Origin of the sequence: Sorangium sp. So ce131 (assembly GCF_051519095.1) — a bacterium.
GTDB lineage: Bacteria > Myxococcota_A > Polyangia > Polyangiales > Polyangiaceae > Sorangium.
The window spans coordinates 465,229-483,278 of the sequence record NZ_CP150455.1 but is presented as its reverse complement, the minus strand read 5'-3'; the positions used below and the strand labels follow the sequence as shown (position 1 = coordinate 483,278).

Below are 18,050 nucleotides of genomic sequence, written 5' to 3'. Positions count from 1 at the left end.
CGACCGGGGTTGCGGTTGCCCCGACCCGGGTTGCGGTTGCCGTTGCCCCGACCCGGGTTGCGGTTGCCCCGACCCGGGTTGCGGTTGCCCCGACCCGGGTTGCGGTTGCCCCGACCCGGGTTGCGGTTGTGCAGCCGGGATCTTGGGTGACAACTCGGACCGGCAGCCCAGGTTACAGCTTTCCGCTCTCTCGGCGCCGCGATCCGGGACCCAGGTCACAAGGACCGGCAGCCTGGGGCCCGAGAGTTGCCCTAACTCAGGCAGCGCGTACGAGGCGCGGCTCGTCCCTGGTCTCGTCGAGTACAGCCATCGGCCTTGCACACGATGAAGTCTTCGCCGTGCGTCGACCATCGGCGAGCGTCGCGACTCGCCGTTCGTGCCCGCCGCAGGTATCCCGAGCTCCGGGCGCTTTGCTGCGATAAGCGCACGCAGCCTCTTCGGTCCCCAATACGGATGCTCCTTGCGCGCTCTCAAGATCATGTCGATCACAGCGTCGGGCGTGTGATGCGGGTGCCGGTGAGCAATCGGTGCGCGTACCTGTAAGCCCACAGGGCCCGTGCTCGTCGCACCTGTCCAACCACTTCTAGAGTGACAAACGGGTTGAACCAGCCTGAAACGAGCAGAATTCGAAGCGCCAAGGACGCCAAGGCGCCAAGGACGCCAAGAAGAAGAGAATATCTTGGCGTCCTTGGCGCCTTGGCGTCCTTGGCGCTTGATTTCTCGCTGGATCAACATGATCGGTGTCCTAGCCTGTCTTGCGGCTGATCCCGAGCTGCCGGCACAGCTCCGAGAAGCTTTCGTCCCCATTCTTTGCGGCCACGACAAACCACAACCGTTCGTCCATGACAGAGCATTCCTTCCGGGGCATCTGCGAGTCTTCGTGACCTGCCTCCTGCCAGATGTGGACGTATCATCCAGGTACCCGGTCTGCCGCTTCACCCAGGTACCCGGTCTGAATCCGCGCGGAGCCGACGTTGTGGAGGGCAGGACCATGCGGTACGCTCACGCAACCTCACCCCGGCGTGCGTTGAGCGCAACAGGGAGCCAGCCCATGGTCTTGCTCGAAGAGCGTGCGGTCATCGCGGGGAAATACAGGCTGGAGAGGGCGCTCGCGCGGGGTGGCATGGGCGCGGTGTGGGTCGCTCGCCACCTCCAGCTCGAGATCGACGTCGCGATCAAGTTCATGGAGCCGGAGCTCGCCTCCTCGCCCGATGCGAGGAGGCGCTTCGAACGCGAGGCGCGGGCCGCGGCGAAGCTCAGCAGCCCGCACGTCGTCCGCATGCTCGACTACGGCGCCGAGGACGGCACCCTCTTCCTCGCCATGGAGCTCCTCGAGGGGGAAGACCTCGACGCTCGCCTCGCGCGGAGCGGACGCCTCACCCCGGCCGCAGCGTCGGCCATCGTCGCCCAGGTGTGCAAGGCCCTCGAATGCGCGCACGACGCGGGGATCGTCCACCGTGACCTCAAGCCGGCGAACATCTTTCTGGCGCGGCAGGGCCGAGAGGAGATGGTGAAGGTCCTCGACTTCGGAATCGCCAAGGCCATGGCCCCGACGCTGGCTCCCGGGGTCACGAAGACAGGCACGCTCCTCGGCTCGCCGTACTACATGAGCCCCGAGCAGGTGCGCCGGAGCAAAGAGGTCGACCCGCGGAGCGATCTCTGGTCGCTCGGGGTGATCCTCTTCCAGTGCCTCACCGGCCGGGTTCCGTTCGCAGGCGAGGAGCTCGGCGACGTCCTCGTGGCGATCTGTTCGGATGAAATACCGCTCCCATCGCAGCTCGTCCCCGAGCTCGGCCCCGGGGTGGATGGGTTCCTCGGCCGCGCCCTCGCGCGCAGACCGGATCACCGGTTTCAGAGCGCGCGCGAGCTCGCGGAAGCGTTCGCCGGCGTCGTTCACGCGGCGGGTGGGGCCCCTCAAGCGTACGGCAGACCGCCCTATCCTTCCGCGACGCGAGGGGCCTCTGCTCCGTTCCTCCCTCTCACGGCCGGCGGCGCCCTCGAGCCCCACGCCGGCGCGGGCGCGCCAGCGCCTCCCGCCGCGGCGATCACCGCGCATTCGCCGGGCATGGGCCCGGCGCCCCGCCCGGGGGCGGCGTCGTCTCCCGGCACGCTCTCGCCTGCCAGCGCGACCTTCTCCACCTCGCCGGGCCGCCGGCGCTGGATGGGCATGAGCGCGGCCGTTCTGGGCGGCGTCGTCTTGCTGGGGCTCGCCGGCATCGCCCTCAAGCTCCGTGGGCCACCGCCAAGCCCTGGCGTCGACTCGCCGAGCGCTCCCGCGGACGTGCGCTCGGCCCAACCCTCCTCGACCGACTCCGCTCCTTCCCCGTCTTCACCGGCCGTTCCGTCGACGCCGGCCTCGTTTGCCAGCGCGCCGTCATCGGCGGATGTCCCGGCGAGCCCGAGCCCGAGCGCCCGCGGCCTCCATGAGCCGATTTCCGCCTTCCCACAACCGAAAACAAAGGTGCCGGTTCCCGGCAAACCCGGAGGGCAGCCCCGTCGTGACCCCCTCGAGCATCGCTGATCGCTTCAGATCCCCGCGGCTCATGGGAGGGCTCTTCGCCGCGCTCTTGCTCGCCTCACCGGAGGCGCTTGCCCAGAGCTCGGCGAGCGATCAGGCCGCCGCGGACGCGCTCTACGACGAAGGGCAAGCTCTCCTCAAAGCTGGAGACCTCGCCGCGGGCTGCGCCAAGTTCGAGGCCAGCCTCGCGCTCAGCCCGGCGGCCAGCACCATGATCCAGATCGCCCGCTGCCACGAGCGCGAGGAGAAGCTCGCCACCGCGTGGGCGGACTACACGCAGGCCCTCCGCCTGAACGGCGACACCCCCGGCGCGGCGCGGCGCAAACAGCTGGAGGAGCTCGCGCGCCAGGGGATCCGCGCGCTCGATCCGCGCTTGCCCAGGCTGCGCATCGAGCTCAAGAGCCCGCCGCCGGGGGTCCAGGTCCGGAGCGACGACAAGGAGCTGCCCGCGGCCGTGCTGGGCGAGGCGTTGCCCGCCGATCCCGGGCCGCACCTGGTGCGCGTGAGCGCGCCCGGCCACCACGAAGCGACGCGCTCGGTGACGCTGGAGGAGGGCAAGACCACCGTGGTCGAGCTCGAGCTCCAGAGGGCGGCGGCGCAGGTGCAGCCGTCGCTCGAGCCGCAGGAGGCCGCGGTCGAGCGCGCGGCGGCGCAGGTGCAGCCGTCGGCTCGGAGCTGGTCGCGACCGACCGGCATCGCGCTCGCCGCCGCCGGGGCTGTGGGGCTCGGGGTCGGGGCCGTGACCGGGGTCCTCTCGCTCAACAAGGTCAGCTCCATCGGGTCGAGCGACGCATGCCCGGGTTATCCTCGTTGCCCCGCCGAGGACGGGCCCGATAAAGCTACCTTGGAGTCGGCGAAGGCGCTCGGGAACGCCTCCACAGCCGGCTTCATCGCCGGAGGTGTCCTCGCCGCGACCGGCGTCGTGCTGCTCTTGCTCCGCCCCGGGGACGAGAGCACGCCCGCCGCCGCAGGCGATCGGACGACGAGCTTCGCGGACCGCGTTCGCGTCACCGTCGGGCCCGGACGAATCGGTTTCCAAGGGAGCTTCTGATGAAGAAGGCGACGATGCAGGTGCAGCGGCGTCGATTCACGGCGATCGGTCCGGTGGCCCTCGCGCTCGCCGGGAGCGCAGCTTGCAACGCGATCTCGGGGGCGGGCTCGATCGCTTTCGACGGCCCCTGTGACTGCTCCAACCCCATCTGCACGTCCACGCACACGTGCGTGGAGACCGTGCCGATGGGCTGGACGGGGCCCTTCGCCCTCTATGACGGCCCAGCAGCGCAGAACCCGGGATGTGGGGGCTACTTCCCGATGTCGGTATACAAGGGACAACGAGACATCTCGGCCCCCGACGCCGGATGCTCGCCGTGCACCTGCGACGAGCCGGTCGGCCAGAAATGCTGGTTTTCCACCGTGCCCCACCTGGATGGCACGCTCTACCCCATCACCGTCCAAAATGCCCCCTGCAACGACGCGGAGACCGGGACCACGATTGTCGACGTGCCATTGGACTGGGACGGGAGCTGCTATGCGCTGAACTACACCCCAGGCGGGATGGACTGCAGCGAACAGCCGTGCCACCAGCGGGTGACCGTGGACAGACTCCAGGTCAGCGGCGGCAGCTGCACGGCGAGCACCCAGGCCCCGATCCTTCAGCCTGTGGCGTGGGATACGGTCGGCGAGGCGTGCGCCGGCGCGATGCCCGGCGCCGGCTGCGCGAACATGGATGAAACCTGCCTGCCGATCCCGCAGGGGCCCTTTCACGCGGGCCTCTGCATCATGCAGGAGGGCGAGAAGTCATGCCCGACCACGGGCGTGTTCTCGGAGCAGCACATCTTCTACGACGCCGCGATGGACACCCGCGGCTGCTCGAGCTGCACCTGCGGGGCGCCCATGGGCGGGACCTGCTCGGCGACGGTGACGATGTACTCGGACGCGATGTGCACCATGAACAACTTGCTGGCGACGCTCCATCCCACATCCACGGACGAGGCTTGCGCCGATCTCACCGGCAACCCTCGGACGCAAGGGCGCACGGCGGCGTTCGACCCCGTGTCTGGCGGGGCATGTCCGCCGAGCGGCGGGCAGCCTACGGGCACGACGACGCCTGTCGACCCGACGACCTTCTGCTGCATCCCGCAGGGTCTACCGAGGCCATGAGCACGCTCGCCGCTGACGCCGCCACCGCGCTCCCCGGCGCGGCCGCCGCCGCCGTCGCCTGGCGCGCCCAGGGGGCGCTCCACGTCACCGTGATCGCCAAGGCCACCTTCGCCTTCGCGCCCGACGCGGTGATGCCCCGGATCGAGCCCCAGGAGATCCTCCGCGCCGAGGTCCACCACGGCGACCATCCCGGGCGCAGCGTCCGCTTCACCACGGATCTGGCCCCCGCCCTCGCCCGCGCCGACGTGCTCTTCACGGGCGCGGCCCACGCCCCGCCCGGCGCGCCCGTGCGCTCCCTGCCCGTGCGCCTCGCGCTCTTCGCGGGCCACCGGCCCTTGCTCGACAAGCACCTCCTTGTCCATGACCCGGGCGGCGTGACGCGCGTGCCCATCGTCTACGAGCGGACGGGCCTCGGGCTCGGCGACACGGAGAACCCCTTTGGCCTCGCCTCGACCGCCGGTGTGACGAGCGTCGTCGACCCCGCGCAGCCCGGACGCCCCGTCGGCTTCGGCCCCCTCGGACGCGCCTGGCCCGCGCGCAAGCGCCTGCTCGGGGTTGTCCCGCGCCGGGTGCTCGAAGGGGCCGTCGCCGAGATCCCAGAGGGCTTCGACTGGGCGTACTTCCAGGCGGCTCCGCTCGATCAGCGGGTCGAGCGCCTGCGCGGCGATGAGTGGATCATCCTCGAGGGGCTGCACCCGGATCTGCCGCGCCTCCGGACCCGCTTGGCGGGCGCGCGCGGGCTCGCGCGGATTCATGGCCTCGCCGCGTTCGGGATCGCCGAGGGCCAGCCGCTCGAGCTCTACCTCGATACGCTGCGCATCGACGGCGACGCGCAGCGATGCACCGTCGTGTGCCGGCGGAGCTTCCCTGTCCCGGCGGAAGCGGCGCTCGCGGCGGTGCGCGTCGTGGCCGGCGTCGAGGTCGCCGGGGAGCCGAGCGCGTGGTTCGAGCCACGCGCGAACCCGCAGGCGGGGGCGGCGCCACCGATCTCGGCGGATGCGCTCGTGGTCATCGACGAGGGCGCCACGAAGGAGGAGGAGCGATCGCTGACGGAGGCGATGGAAGGCGCGAGCGACCTGCTGAAGGTGACCCTCGACGTGGCGCCGGCAGAGGCGGAGGCGCTCGCTCGCTGCGCGGCGCTGCCCTTTCGACCAGGCTCGCCCGCGCCTGCGATCGCGACAACCCCTGAGCGGCCGGGAGTGGAGGGGCGCCCTGTGCCTCTCTTCACCGGGACGTTGAACATCTCCCCCGATCCGGAGAATGCCCCCCCGCGGCGGCCCGCGCTGCCGTTCACCGGGAGTGCGCCGCCGGCGCCGCCGACACCTTTCGCCGCGCCTCGCCCGCCGGAGCCGGTCGCGGTCCCGGTGCAACCTCCGGCGCTCCTGGGGGTGGCGCCGATCGGGCTCGCCCCCTCGCGGGAGCCGGCGGTCTTCTCCTCGCCGTGGCGTGCGGCGGCTTCCGGCTGCGCGACGGAGCCCGTCGCGGCGCCGCCGCGCGAGGAGCCGAAGGCCACGAGCGCGCTCCCGGACGGCGCCGCGCGCGTCGATCCGCGGGCCGAGCCCCTCGGCGTGCTGGACCTCTTGTGGTTCGATCCGCGGAGCATGGGGCGGATCCGCAGGCAGCCGGCCTGGCGGGCGCTCCTCGAGGGCTTGATGGACGAGCCGCCCGATCCGGACATCGATGATCCGGCGCTCGACGTGGAGCCGGCGGCGGCCGAGGATCGGCGCGAGATCTTCGAGGTCCTCGCGCACGGCGAGGCGATGGGCGACGAGGCGCTCCGCGGCGCGCTCCGAGGGGCGATCCGGAGGGATGGGCGGTTCGTGCCGCCGCTCGTGCTGGTGGAGGGGGAGCTCTCCTTCCCCTTCGAGGAGATCGAGATCCTGAAAGCGACGGTCGCCATCATGGGGCCGCTCTCGGGAGGTGATGATCGCTTGAAGGCGGCGGTCACGGCAGCGCGGGAGTTCTTGCAGATGCTCGACCCGCTGAGCTCTCCGAGCGCCGCCGAGGGGCTCACGGCGTCGATGAAGGAGGCTTACACGAGGGGCACGCGCGTCCAGGCGCTCGTCGAGGTGGAGATGCAGGTCGATCGGGTGTTGCTGGAGCACCGGCGCTACCAGCGGCGGGTGCTGTTCGGGGGGCCTCATCTGCGCTGCTTGCTGCGGCCGCGGGGCGCCCCGGGCGGGATCCCGGCGTACCTGCCGGAGGCGCTGGCCGAGGTGCTGCCGATGTTCCAGCGCTTCCCGGCGCGGGTGGTGGCCGAGGCGCACCTCCCGGTCGATCAACGCGAGGCGCACCCGGCGGCGCTCAAGGCGGCGGCGGTGGCGCGGGTCGGCGCGAGCGGCGGGTGGTGACGCCGGGGAGGTCCGCAGCACCCCGACCTCGGTCGGGTCGCCGTGGATCGGTGCTCGCCGGAGGGCCGCGGAGGAGCGCGCTCCCGGGGCCGCCCTCACGGTGCCTCCCTTCCTAACCGAAAGCGGGGTCCCCGATCCCGAGAGATCCCGATTCCCGGCGCGACTCAAGAGGATATCAATCGTCGTCGTCCTCCGCCTCGCCTTCGCCGTACTCTTCGCCGCTCGATACCATGTCGGTCGCCGCGTAGGCTGGGGCCTTGAGCTTCTCGCTCGCCACGGCGCGCAGGGCCTCATCCGGGTGCTTCTGGTACATGGCGAAGGCTTCGTCACCCAGGAACGCCTTCATGGCCTCCTCGTCACAGTGCAGAAACGCCGGCACTGGCCAACCGGTCTGGGTGTCGTACGTTTTGTAGTGGGCCCCCTGCACGCTGAATCTGATGCGGCGGCTCTTCTCGAGGGCCAAGAGCCCCATCCGGCACTTGCCGCAGCACAGCTTGGAGATGCCCACGAAGCCTCCGGCGTTCTCCACCGCAGCGTCACCGGCGCGCATCTCTGCGTGCTTCGATTCGGTCTCCGCGACATGGATCCTGAAGTCGTCCTTGTTCAATTCGAGCTTCTCGAGCAAGCGCAGCGCCTTGTCCACTCGTCTGGTTGCGAGCGCGGTCCGCTCCTCCACCTTCTTTTCGTACTCGGCCGTGTCCCGTCTGCCCTGGGCCGTGCGGTCCTGTTTGCCCAGGCTCTCGATCACCTGGTTCGAGATGCGCTTCCGCATCTCGGGGTTGGACGAGGCTTCGACCAGGTCCGCCAGGTCGCGCTTGAACCGCTCCTCGTCGATCACGTTCGCATAGAGATAAACGTGATTGTTCGCCGTCAACAGGGCTGCGACGCACACCCTCCGCGGGTCGAGCTTCTCCAGAACCCAGGTGAGCCGGACGAGATCGCGCTCGTCGTCGGAGCACGCTGCCCAGCGAGAGTTTTTCGCCTTCTTCCGCGCCTGGTCCTTGCCACTGGGCCTCCTCTCGCCGACCAGCGCCTCTGCTCCGTGGACTATTGCCCGCCCCGCTTCCTCATCGTCATTCTTCTGGCTCGCCAAATGCTCGCTGAACGCCGCGATGAACTTTTCTTGATCGAACTGCTCGTCGGACGTGAGAGGCGCCGCCTCCGTGCGGGTCCGCGGGGAGTGGGGGCGTGGTGACGCGGCGAAGCTGCGGATGTTGGCGCAGGGCGTAGTGGTTCCGCTTGTGGACCCCAGCTCAGTAGATGCAGATAAGGACAGCAATACCCTTGCGATCTGGAGCGACGTCTCGTCGTTATCGGGCTCCCGCTTGCGCTTGAGACTCCCCGTATCACGCATAGTCCCTCTCCGTTGCCTCCTCCACGCCCCGCCCGGGGCGTGGGATGCGGCTCGCCTCCTCCCACTCTTCTTCGGAGATGACGCCCGCCAGCGACGCGAGCCGCTCGTCCGGAGACAGGCGCCCAGGTCCCATGCACTCTCGGATGCGCGGGTGCTCATCGAACCCCGGCCCGATCTCGAAGAGCAGCGCGACGAAGAACCCGACCTTGGAGCGAGCGTAGAGCGCATGGCCGCGCGCCCGCTCGATGCCCCGCGCGACCTCCTCACGAAGCTGCTCGTCGCCGAGGCGCGCCACCGCCTCGCGGTGGTGGGCGCGCAGGTGCTGGCACAGCTCATCGACCCAGGCGCGATCGGCCGACCGGACGAACACCCTCATCTGCTCGGCCGTGATCTTCATCTTGTCACCTCGCTCGCGCCGAACCGCAGCACCTCCGCGCGCTCTCCCTCCAGCAAGAAGCAATCACACTGCCCGAACAGCTCCGGAGCCTGTCGCGCGTTGCACATCGGCAAAAAATCCCTGAGCACCCGCGGATCATAGAATCGAAAATACACGCGCCGGGCGGGGTGCCCCGCCTCCTCGGCCTCCACCATCAAGATCCGCCGGAAATGCCGCCTCACCGCCGCGAACGCACCCGTGCTCGTCAAGAACACCCCCCAGCTCTCCCCCCACCCCTCGCGCACCAGTCGCTCCAGCAGCCCGCCTTCCCTGGGCAAACTCACCAGATACGGAGCCACCTCCGCCAGCGCCTCCCCCTTCACCCCATCGTAGAGCGACTGATGCTCCTCCACCGACCCCCGCAACACCTCCAGCACCCGCTTGTCACGCGCCGCGTCGAGCAGCGCAAACAGCGGCGTCTCCTCCCCGCGCAGCGCCGCCAGCGCCCGCTCCTTCCTCTCCACCACCGCCGGCGCGTCCGCCGGCCCCTGCCGCTCCCTCACCCCCTCGAAGTACACCATGAACAGCGTATCTCCGGCGCGCAGCCACCCCCCGCTCTTCACCTCCCCCTCGCGCACCAACCGCCCGTCGACCCACGTCCCCTTGTCGCTGCCCCGGTCGCGCACCACGCCGCGCTCTCCATCCCACGCCAGCTCGAAGTGCACGCCTGACATCTGCCCATCCGCCGGCACCCGGAAATCTGCGAGCTCGGTCCGCCCCACCCGGAGCACCCGCCCCGGCTCCAGCACCACCCGGCGCACCGGCGGCGCGGGCTGGGCCCATTGCACCTCCAGCATCGCCCGCCTCCCGTGGCTCACGTCCCCCCCCGCATGCGCGCCTTCTCACACTCCTCACAGAACGGCGTCCCGTTCTGCGCCGCCTGCGTGAGCGCCGCCGCCTGGGGCGAGGATCCGATATTCACCGACAGACACCCCACCGTGATCTTCCCCCCATGTTCTGTCATATCGCCCACGCGTGCCGCAGAGCGACCGCAGATCCTCACCGTTGGCTCGCCGAGCGTGATCTTGTCGGGCTTTCCTACACAGAACGCCATGTCGCCCTCGCGCGCGGCGGGCATGAACCCGATCGTCACCGTGAGCGCTCCAGGCGGCAGGATCGGCCCGCCGACATGCGGTTTCGGGCCGTCGGTCACCGGGCAGAGGTGCTTATCGCCGACTCGCGCGGCCGGAGGCATGGGTCTTCTTCCTTTCCCGGGGTGGATCCGCGGGGCTCATGCGCTGGGCGGCTCGACCTTGGCCTCGGCTGCTTCGTCCGGCGCATCGGGGCGCGCGCCGCTCCCCGATCCGGCCGAGCCGCCGCTGTTGATGTTCACCATCGTGCCCACGATATCCACCCCGCCGGGGCCGATGTGGATGAAATTGCCGGATAGATCCTTGAGCGTCAGGTTCATGGCCTCGATCACCACCGTGGTCCCGCCCTTGAGGTGGATCTCCTTGCCGGCCTCGAGCGCGTGGCTCTCTCCTATCGTCTCGTGCCGGCTCCCGCCGACGATGATGGACTCCTTGCCCTCCACCTTCCGGCGCTGATCGTTCGTCACGTGGAGATGGCTGTCGCCCTCGATCAGCTCTCTCTTCTCCGCCTTGACGACGATCTCCTGGCCGCTCGCGATGAGGAGCTGGTGATGGCCTCGCGTCACCTCGGTCTCGTCGCTCTTGACCAGCTTGCGCAGGTCCTTCTCGGCCTGCATGTAGACGAGCTCCTGGCCCTTGGCGTCGTCGAAGGTGATCTCGTTGGAGCCGCCGCCGCCGGGGGACGACTGGCTCTTCCACGAGCTCCGCGTCTTGTGCTCGGGCAGCTTGTAGGGCACCACGTTCTTGGCGTTGAACACCCGCCCGACCACGATGGGCTGGTCCGGGTCCCCGCCCAGGAAGCTGACCAGCACCTCCTGCCCGACGCGGGGCAGGGCGATGGCGCCGAAGCCCGCGCCCGCCCAGCCCTGGCTCACGCGCATCCAGCACGAGCTGTCGTCGTCCTTCTTGCCCTCGCGGTCCCAGGGGAACTGCACGCGCACGCGGCCGAACTCGTCGGCGTGGATCTCCTCGCCGCTCGGGCCCACCACGAAGGCGCTCTCGATGCCGGTCGCCTTCGGCTTCGGCGTCACGTGCGGCGGCCGGTAGGGTCGGTCGGTGAAGACGGCCCTCCCGAACATCTGCGGCTCGTCCGTCGCCGTCCCTTGCACGCGCAGCTCCGTCACCAAGAGCCGCCGGCCGGCGAGGTCCTGGTGCGGGTGACGCGCGATCGAGAACACCGTGCCCGGCGCCAGCATCATCGAGTTGGTCTCGAAGCTGACGGCCTGCTTCTCGTGGCGCTCCGCGTCCAGGCGGCGGGTGGCGCGCTCGACGCCGTAGCTCTGCTGTCGCCGGGCGACGCTCTTGCCGTCCGCGACCGGCGTGTCGCCGCCCTGGTCCACGACCCGCAGGAGGGCGCCGTCCTCGTAGCGGTACTGCTCGTAGCGATCCTCCGGGGTCTTGGCGCGCGGCGCCTCGCCCTGAAGCTCGAAATCCGGGCGCCGGAAATCATGATCGCGGAGGATGTACGCGCCCGGCCGGACGCCGCGGCCGATCTGGACCCCGGTGACGTACTCCTTCTCGTCGTCCCGGCTGGGCGAATCGGCGAAGACGAGAGGCGTCCCGTACGCCTCCGCCGCCTCGAAGCGATCGCCGAGCTCGAGGACGGCGCTCGCGCCGTCCTGGTCCGGGAAGGTGTAGGCGATGCCCGCCTCTTCGAGCATGCGGGTCAGGAAGGCGAGGTCGGTCTCGCCGTACTGGACCCGGTACTCGAGCTTCGGGTACGCGCCCCGGTCCACCTTCCAGCGCCGCTCGATCTTCCAGCGGTCGAGGATGACGTCCACGATGTCGGGGATGGATCGGTTCTGGAAGATGCGCTGATCGCGTCGCTGCCCGAGCAACCAGAGCCCGGGCACGATGGTGAGCGCATACGTCGACAGGCCCGAGTCAGAGACCTCGACGCGAACCTGCTCGATGTAGCTGCAGATCCCTCGCCACCGTCGCTGCTGGTCGATGCCCCGGAACAAGACCCCACCTTGGAGAGTGAAGGCGGCCGGCTTACCGACGATCGCCTCGAGATCGATGGACGACTCGCGCGACATCGCGATGGCGTACACCTCGAACGGGCCCGACATCGCCTCCGTCACCGAGAAGGAGCGCACCGACAGGTATTCGTCCTCGTCCTTCTCCTCGAACCACAGGCTGAGCCGCCTCATGCTTCTCTCCAAAGTTGTACCGGCCAATGATCCCCGCCGTGGTTGCTCATCACCGCCCCCCTGTTGACGATCAGGGGCTTGCATACCGCAAAATCGTAATTTCCTCCTTTCTGGTGAGTCGCTTGCCCCGCGTCGACGACGAAGTGCTCAGGCGGGCATAACGCGCCGACGGCGGCCGGCGAGGCGTTGTAATCTCCAGCGCAGATCCACCTCGCGTGGCCTCTGGCATCGATGGCCGCGAGCACACGTGCGATCCATTCCATTTGCCAGGCGCTGCCCTGCTTCGATGGGGCATGGATCGAGTATACCCACGTATCTTGGTGCGGGGGAGCGAGCTGCAGCCCGATGGTCGCGCGCGTGTTCGCGGCCGGTGGTGGGATCACCTCGATGTCGAAAGGCGCATGTGTGTCACGGGTCGCCACGGCCAAGCTGTTCTGCCCAGCCCTGAACCAGGCGAGCGCTATCCTCATGAAATTGTATCTACCGATCTGGATCATTCCGAAGTAAACAAGCTCGCCATGAATGTTCCGCGGCGAATGACGATCCGGTATCATGCGGGTCATCCGTGCCCCGGTTTCTTGCAGGCAGACCGCGTCCAGGTTCGCGAACTGGCTCAAGAACCCCCAATTGGGGTTGGCATGTTCCATGTTCCAAGTGTAGATGTTCATGAGGAAAGACCTGCCCCTTTTGGCAAAGGCCTCATCATGGCATGAAGCCGCCTGCGTCGCCCGCGCCGCCCGAGCCACAATAAAATCAAGCCTGTCCAGTGCCGAGATCGCACCGCACCGCAGAGAGGGCCCCCCAAGGCCGACCGCCGGGAAGGATCGGTCCGGTGGACCATGATGCTAGAGCCATCGGTCGTGTCAAGCCCATCGTGGGGCACGCCTTGGCGATACTCCTACGTACGTTTGTCCGCGACGGTGTCTCCCTCTCTCGTTGCACGGGGCACTCCTGCGCGTCGGCGCCCGTGGCTCGTTCGCGATGCCTTCTCGCACCGCCTTGAAAAAGACGACGACGTCGAGCGGAAGTTCTCGCCACAATCACGCCCTTGGTCCTTCAGAGGCTAGGACACCGGCCATGTTGCCATGTTGATCGACCGATAAATCAAGCGCCAAGGACGCCAAGGCGCCAAGGACGCCAAGACACTCTCTTCTTCTTGGCGTCCTTGGCGTCCTTGGCGTCCTTGGCGTCCTTGGCGTCCTTGGCGCTTCGAATTCGGCTCGTCCCAGGCTGGTTCAACCCGTTTGTCGCTCTAGGGCGACGGTGACGCGCCCCTACAGGCGGACCTCAGCGGTTACCGGATAGCGCCGTGCGCGTGGGCATAGGGGACGGCAGCGGCGGCGCAGGGAGGAACGGCACCGCGTGCAATGTCAATGGCCGCGACCTGTTCTCGACGAGTCGTTCGAGGCGGGCATGAAGGTCGCGCGGGAGCAGCGCGGCGAGCATCGACGCCGCGACGGTGACCGCGACGCAGTTGCCGACCGGGGTTGGGTTCACCCCACCGGGGTCGCGGCCGTCGGTTGGATTGTAGGTTCAGCCGACCGGGGTTGCGGTTGCCCCGGTTGGGTTCACCCCACCGGGGTTGCGGTCGTCGCTGTCTCCGCTGCGCCCTGCCGGACCAGCTCGGCGCCGGCGGCCCACCGGCGCGCCGTGAACTGGTTCTCCGGGCGGGGCAGCCCGTAGTGGTCGCGCAGCGTCGCCCCCGTGTACTCCGTGCGGAACAGGCCGCGCCGGCGCAGGACGGGCACCACGTGGTCGACGAACTCCTCCAGGCCGGAGGGCAGCAGCGGCGGCATCACGTTGAACCCGTCCGCCGCGCCGCCTGTGAACCACTCCTCGATCGTGTCCGCCACCTGCTCCGGCGTCCCGGTGAACGTCCGGTGCCCGCGGCCGCCCCCGAGCCGCGCAAGCAGCTGCCGCACCGTCAGGTTCTCCCGCCGGGCGAGCTCTGTGACCAGCGCGAAGCGGCTCTGCATCCCCCGCACCGCGCTCACCTCGCCCACGTCGGGCAGCGGCCGGTCGAGGTCCGCCTCGGTCAGCTGGACGCCGACCAGCCCGGACAGCTGCCGCAGGCCGTACGCCGGCACCTGCAGCTCCGCGAGCTCGGCCTCCCGCTTCCGCGCCTCCTCCTCGGTGCCCCCGAGGACCGGCACGATACCCGGCAAGATCTTCACCCGCGCCGGGTCCCGCCCCAGCACCCCGACCCGCCGCTTGAGGTCCGCATAGAACGCCTGCCCCTCCGCCAGCGTCTGCTGCGCCGTGAACACCGCCTCGGCGAACCGGGCCGCGAACTCCCGCCCATCCTCGGACGACCCGGCCTGCACCAGCAGCGGATGCCCCTGCGGCGTGCGCGGCACGTTCAGCGGACCACGCACCCGGAAAAACCGCCCCTCATGGTGGATGTGGTGGATTTTTCCGCCGTCGGCGAAGCGCCCCGCCGCCTTGTCGCCGATCAGGAAGTCGTCCTCCCAGCTGTCCCACAGCTTGAGGCACACCTCGACGAACTCGGTCGCGCGCTCGTACCGGTGCCGGTGCTCCGGCACCTCGTCCAGGCCGAAGTTCTGGGCCGCGTCGCTGCCGGCCGTGGTGACGATGTTCCACCCCGCGCGGCCGCCGCTGATGTGGTCGATCGTCGCGAACCGGCGGGCCAGGTTGTACGGCTCGTTGTACGTCGTCGAGGCCGTCGCCACGAGCCCGATCCGCTCGGTCACGGCGGCCAGCGCCGGCAGCAGCGCCGTCGGATCGAGCCGGCCCACCGGCCGGTAACGGATGTCGCCCTGCAGCGCCGGACCGTCGCCGAAGAAGATCGAGTCGAACGTCCCCCGCTCCGCCACGCGGGCCAGGTGGCGGTAATGCGCGACGTCCCACGTGCCGGTCAGGCTGCTCTCCGGGAACCGCCAGGCCGACTCGTGGTGGCCGATCGTCATCAGGAACGCGTTGAGGTGCAGCTGCCGCCGCGAGGATGTCACGCCGCCCCTCCCGCTCACTCCGCCGCCTCGACCAGATCCTGACCGTGGTTGCGGTTCGCCGGCCGCGGCAGCCCGTAGTTGTCGCGCAGCGTCTTGCCCTCGTACTCCGTGCGGAACAGCCCGCGCCGCTGGAGGATCGGCACCACGTGCTCGACGAACACCTCGAGCCCCGACGGCAGCACCGGCGCCATCACGTTGAACCCGTCGGCGGCGCCCTGCTCCCACCACGTCTGGATCGCGTCCGCCACCTGCTCGGGCGTGCCCGCGAACGTCCGGTGGCCGCGGCCGCCGCCGAGCCGGCCGATCAGCTGGCGCACCGTCAGCCGCTCCCGCCGCGCCAGGGTGACGATCAGCGTGTAACGGCTCTTCGCCCCCTCGATCTCGTCCTCGCTCGGGAGATCCTTCGGCAGCTCGGCGTCGAGATCGAGGTCCTCCGGCTTCACGCGCAGCGTCTGCGCGAGCTGGCGCTTCGCGTACTCCGGCTTGATCAGCCGATCGAGCTCGGCGTCGAGCGCGAGCGCCTCGGCCTCGGTCCCGCCGATGACGGGGACGAGGCCCGGCAGGATCTTGATCGTGTCGGGATCGCGGCCCAGCGCGCGCGTGCGCGCCTTGAGGTCGGTGTAGAACTGCTGCCCGTCCTCCAGCGTCTGCTGCGCGGTGAACACCGCCTCGGCGTACCGGGCCGCCAGCTCCTTGCCGTCGTCGGACGAGCCGGCCTGCACGAGCAGCGGGTAGCCCTGCGGCGGGCGCGGCACGTTGAGCGCACCCTCGACCTTGAAGTACCGGCCCACGTGCCGCGGCGGGTAGATCTTGCGGCTGTCGCCCCAGACGCCGCTCTCCTTGTCGCCGAGCGGGGCGTCGTCGTCCCAGCTGTCCCAGAGCTTCAGCGACACGTCGATGAACTCGGCCGCGCGGGCGTACCGGTCGCTGTGCGCCGGCAGCTCGTCGAGGTTGAAGTTGCGCGCCGCGTCCACGCCGGCGGTCGTGACGATGTTCCAGCCGGCGCGGCCGCCGCTCAGGTGGTCGAGCGAGGCGAACCGGCGGGCCAGGTTGAACGGCTCGTTGTACGTGGTCGACGCCGTGGCGATGAGCCCGACGTGCTCGGTCGCGCCGGCCAGCGCGGCGAGCAGCACCGTCGGCTCGAGCGTGCCGGCCGGCCGCCGGCCGACGTTGTTCCAGAGGACCGGGCTGTCCGCGAGGAAGAGCGAGTCGAGCTTGCCCCGCTCCGCGACGCGGGCGAGGTGCTTCCAGTGCTCGACCTTCGTGTTCGCGAACGGGTCGCTCTCCGGCAGGCGCCAGGCGGCCTCGTGGTGGCCGACGCTCATGAGGAACGCGTTGAGGTGCAGCTTGCCGGGACGTTGAGACGCAGTCATGGAGCGGTCCTTTCCAGATCGATCGGGCGGGCGGGGTGGTTCAGGTCGACGGCGTGCGCGACGCCGAGCGCGCCGAGCAGCCGCTCGCGGTACGCGAGCACGGCCGGGTCGCGGTGCGGGCGGACGCCCGGCAGGTCGATGCGCTGGTCGACGGCGATGCGGCCGTCGACGAGCACGAGGACGCGATCGCCGAGCGCGATCGCCTCGTCCACGTCGTGGGTCACGAGCAGCACGGCCGGGCGGTGCCGCGCGCACAGCTCGCGCAGGAGGTCGTGCATGCGCATGCGGGTCAGGGCGTCCAGCGCGCCGAACGGCTCGTCCGCCAGGATCAGCGCCGGCTCGCGCACGAGCGACCGCGCCAGCGCGACCCGCTGCTGCTCGCCGCCGGACAGCTCGACGGGCCACGCGCGCTCCCGCCCCGCGAGCCCCACCTCCGCGAGCGCGGCCCGGCCGCGCTCCTCCGCGCCCGGCTCGTTGAGGCCGAGGATCACGTTGTCGAGCACCCGCGCCCAGGGCAGGAGGCGGGTGTCCTGGAAGACCACGGAGCGGTTCTCGGGCGTGATCAGCTCACCCGAGCCGACCACGTGATCGTCGAGCTCGGCGACGGCCCTGAGGAGGGTGCTCTTGCCGGAGCCGCTGCGGCCGAGCAGGACGACGAACTCGCCCGCCTGGATCTCGAGGTCGACGCCGTCGAGCACGGTGCGGGCGCCGAAGCGGCGGACCAGGCGCTGGATCCGCACGGTGGGCGGCGGGGCCTCGACGTGTCGCGTCAGCCGGCCAGGATGCGACGCCATGACAGGACCTTTCGTTCGATGAGCCGGACCGCGGAGTCGGAGGCCAGCCCGAACAGCCCGTACACGACCAGGCCGAGCAGGATGATCTCGGTCTGGCCATAGGAGCGGGCCAGAGACATCATGTATCCGATACCGCTCGTCGCGTTGATCTGCTCGACCACGACGAGCGAGAGCCACGCGGCGGTGACCGCCAGCCGGAGCCCCATCAAGAACCCGGGCAGCGCGCCGGGCAGCGCCACCTTGCGGATGAACTGCCACTTGGTCAGCCGGACCGACTCGGCGAGCTCCACGTACCGCGCGTCGATGGTCCGCAGCCCAGCGTGGGTGTGGACGTAGACGGGGATGGTGACGCCGAGGGCGATGGTGAGCACCTTCATCTGCTCGCCGATGCCGAACCAGAGGATGAGGAGCGGGATGAGCGCGAGCGTCGGGACCGCGCGCTTGATCTGCACGGGCCCGTCGATCAGGGCCTCGCCGACGCGGGTGAGGCCGGAGAGCAGCGCCAGGATCGCGCCCGCGCCGACGCCGAGGGCGAGTCCGAGGGAGGCGCGCATCGCCGACGTGGCCAGGTTGTCCTGCAGGCGGCCGTCGGCGAGCAGATCGCGGGCGGTGCCGATCACCGTCCACGGCGCGGAGAGCACGCGCGGATCGAGCGCGCCGGTGGCCGACGCGACGCTCCAGGCCGCGAGCAGGAGCGCCGGGCCGATGGCGAGGCCATAGGGGATGGGCCGCCCCGGGCCGAGGCGGCGCCGCAGGCGGCGGCCGCCGAGGTCGCGCTGCGGCGCCAGGGCAGAGCCGGCCGGCGGCGCGGGCGCCGGCGTCGCGGTGGCGAGCGCCGGGGAGGCGGCCAG

At 70.2% G+C, this 18,050-nt stretch carries 13 protein-coding genes and 1 pseudogene; 4 read left to right on the top strand and 10 right to left on the bottom strand.

Annotated features, from left to right (window positions below):
* Positions 1 to 1,051 precede the first annotated feature (1,051 nt).
* Genes WMF43_RS01875 through WMF43_RS01860 form a run of 4 tightly spaced genes read left to right on the top strand, consistent with a single transcriptional unit; the run spans position 1,052 to position 7,029 of the window.
* Positions 1,052 to 2,521 carry a serine/threonine-protein kinase gene (locus tag WMF43_RS01875; RefSeq protein WP_437677035.1) on the top strand — a complete coding sequence of 490 codons (1,470 nt, stop codon included), beginning with the start codon at positions 1,052 to 1,054 and terminating at the stop codon, positions 2,519 to 2,521.
* Between the two features lie 22 nt (positions 2,522 to 2,543).
* Positions 2,544 to 3,569 carry a PEGA domain-containing protein gene (locus WMF43_RS01870; protein WP_437677033.1) on the top strand — a complete coding sequence of 342 codons (1,026 nt, stop codon included), beginning with the start codon at positions 2,544 to 2,546 and terminating at the stop codon, positions 3,567 to 3,569.
* On the top strand, positions 3,569 to 4,678 hold the full coding sequence (locus tag WMF43_RS01865; protein WP_437677031.1) for a hypothetical protein: 1,110 nt from the start codon (positions 3,569 to 3,571) through the stop codon (positions 4,676 to 4,678). The genes WMF43_RS01870 and WMF43_RS01865 overlap by 1 nt, the downstream gene beginning before the upstream one ends.
* Positions 4,675 to 7,029 (top strand): DUF2169 family type VI secretion system accessory protein, encoded by a 2,355-nt coding sequence (locus WMF43_RS01860; protein WP_437677029.1) that lies wholly within the window; start codon positions 4,675 to 4,677, stop codon positions 7,027 to 7,029. The genes WMF43_RS01865 and WMF43_RS01860 overlap by 4 nt, the downstream gene beginning before the upstream one ends.
* 175 nt (positions 7,030 to 7,204) lie before the next feature.
* On the opposite strand, the gene WMF43_RS01855 is transcribed toward WMF43_RS01860, so the two are convergent.
* The 10 genes and pseudogenes from WMF43_RS01855 to WMF43_RS01810 all read right to left on the bottom strand — a co-directional run bounded on the left by WMF43_RS01855 (position 7,205) and on the right by WMF43_RS01810 (position 18,050).
* On the bottom strand, positions 7,205 to 8,383 hold the full coding sequence (locus WMF43_RS01855; protein WP_437677027.1) for a hypothetical protein: 1,179 nt from the start codon (positions 8,381 to 8,383) through the stop codon (positions 7,205 to 7,207).
* Entirely contained in the window at positions 8,376 to 8,780 is a 405-nt protein-coding gene (locus WMF43_RS01850) for a hypothetical protein (protein WP_437677025.1), read from the bottom strand. The genes WMF43_RS01855 and WMF43_RS01850 overlap by 8 nt, the downstream gene beginning before the upstream one ends.
* Positions 8,777 to 9,637, bottom strand: a complete 861-nt coding sequence (locus WMF43_RS01845) for a DUF4123 domain-containing protein (RefSeq protein WP_437677024.1) — start codon at positions 9,635 to 9,637, stop codon at positions 8,777 to 8,779. The genes WMF43_RS01850 and WMF43_RS01845 overlap by 4 nt, the downstream gene beginning before the upstream one ends.
* A 92-nt stretch (positions 9,638 to 9,729) precedes the next feature.
* Positions 9,730 to 10,014 (bottom strand): annotated as a pseudogene (locus WMF43_RS01840) (PAAR domain-containing protein); the annotation flags it as partial.
* 36 nt (positions 10,015 to 10,050) lie between these two features.
* Positions 10,051 to 12,063, bottom strand: coding sequence for a type VI secretion system Vgr family protein (locus tag WMF43_RS01835; RefSeq protein WP_437677022.1), 2,013 nt, complete (start codon positions 12,061 to 12,063; stop codon positions 10,051 to 10,053).
* Positions 12,060 to 12,731: an endonuclease/exonuclease/phosphatase family protein gene (locus WMF43_RS01830; protein WP_437677020.1), complete on the bottom strand. Its 672-nt coding sequence runs from the start codon at positions 12,729 to 12,731 to the stop codon at positions 12,060 to 12,062. The genes WMF43_RS01835 and WMF43_RS01830 overlap by 4 nt, the downstream gene beginning before the upstream one ends.
* 900 nt (positions 12,732 to 13,631) lie before the next feature.
* A complete protein-coding gene (locus tag WMF43_RS01825) occupies positions 13,632 to 15,032 on the bottom strand; it encodes an LLM class flavin-dependent oxidoreductase (protein ID WP_437677018.1) in 1,401 nt (466 codons plus the stop codon).
* A 14-nt stretch (positions 15,033 to 15,046) separates the two neighbouring features.
* Entirely contained in the window at positions 15,047 to 16,405 is a 1,359-nt protein-coding gene (locus tag WMF43_RS01820; RefSeq protein WP_437677016.1) for an LLM class flavin-dependent oxidoreductase, read from the bottom strand.
* Entirely contained in the window at positions 16,402 to 17,199 is a 798-nt protein-coding gene (locus WMF43_RS01815) for an ABC transporter ATP-binding protein (RefSeq protein ID WP_437677014.1), read from the bottom strand. The genes WMF43_RS01820 and WMF43_RS01815 overlap by 4 nt, the downstream gene beginning before the upstream one ends.
* On the bottom strand, positions 17,175 to 18,050 hold the full coding sequence (locus tag WMF43_RS01810; RefSeq protein ID WP_437684265.1) for an ABC transporter permease: 876 nt from the start codon (positions 18,048 to 18,050) through the stop codon (positions 17,175 to 17,177). Before WMF43_RS01810 ends, WMF43_RS01815 begins: the two co-directional genes overlap by 25 nt.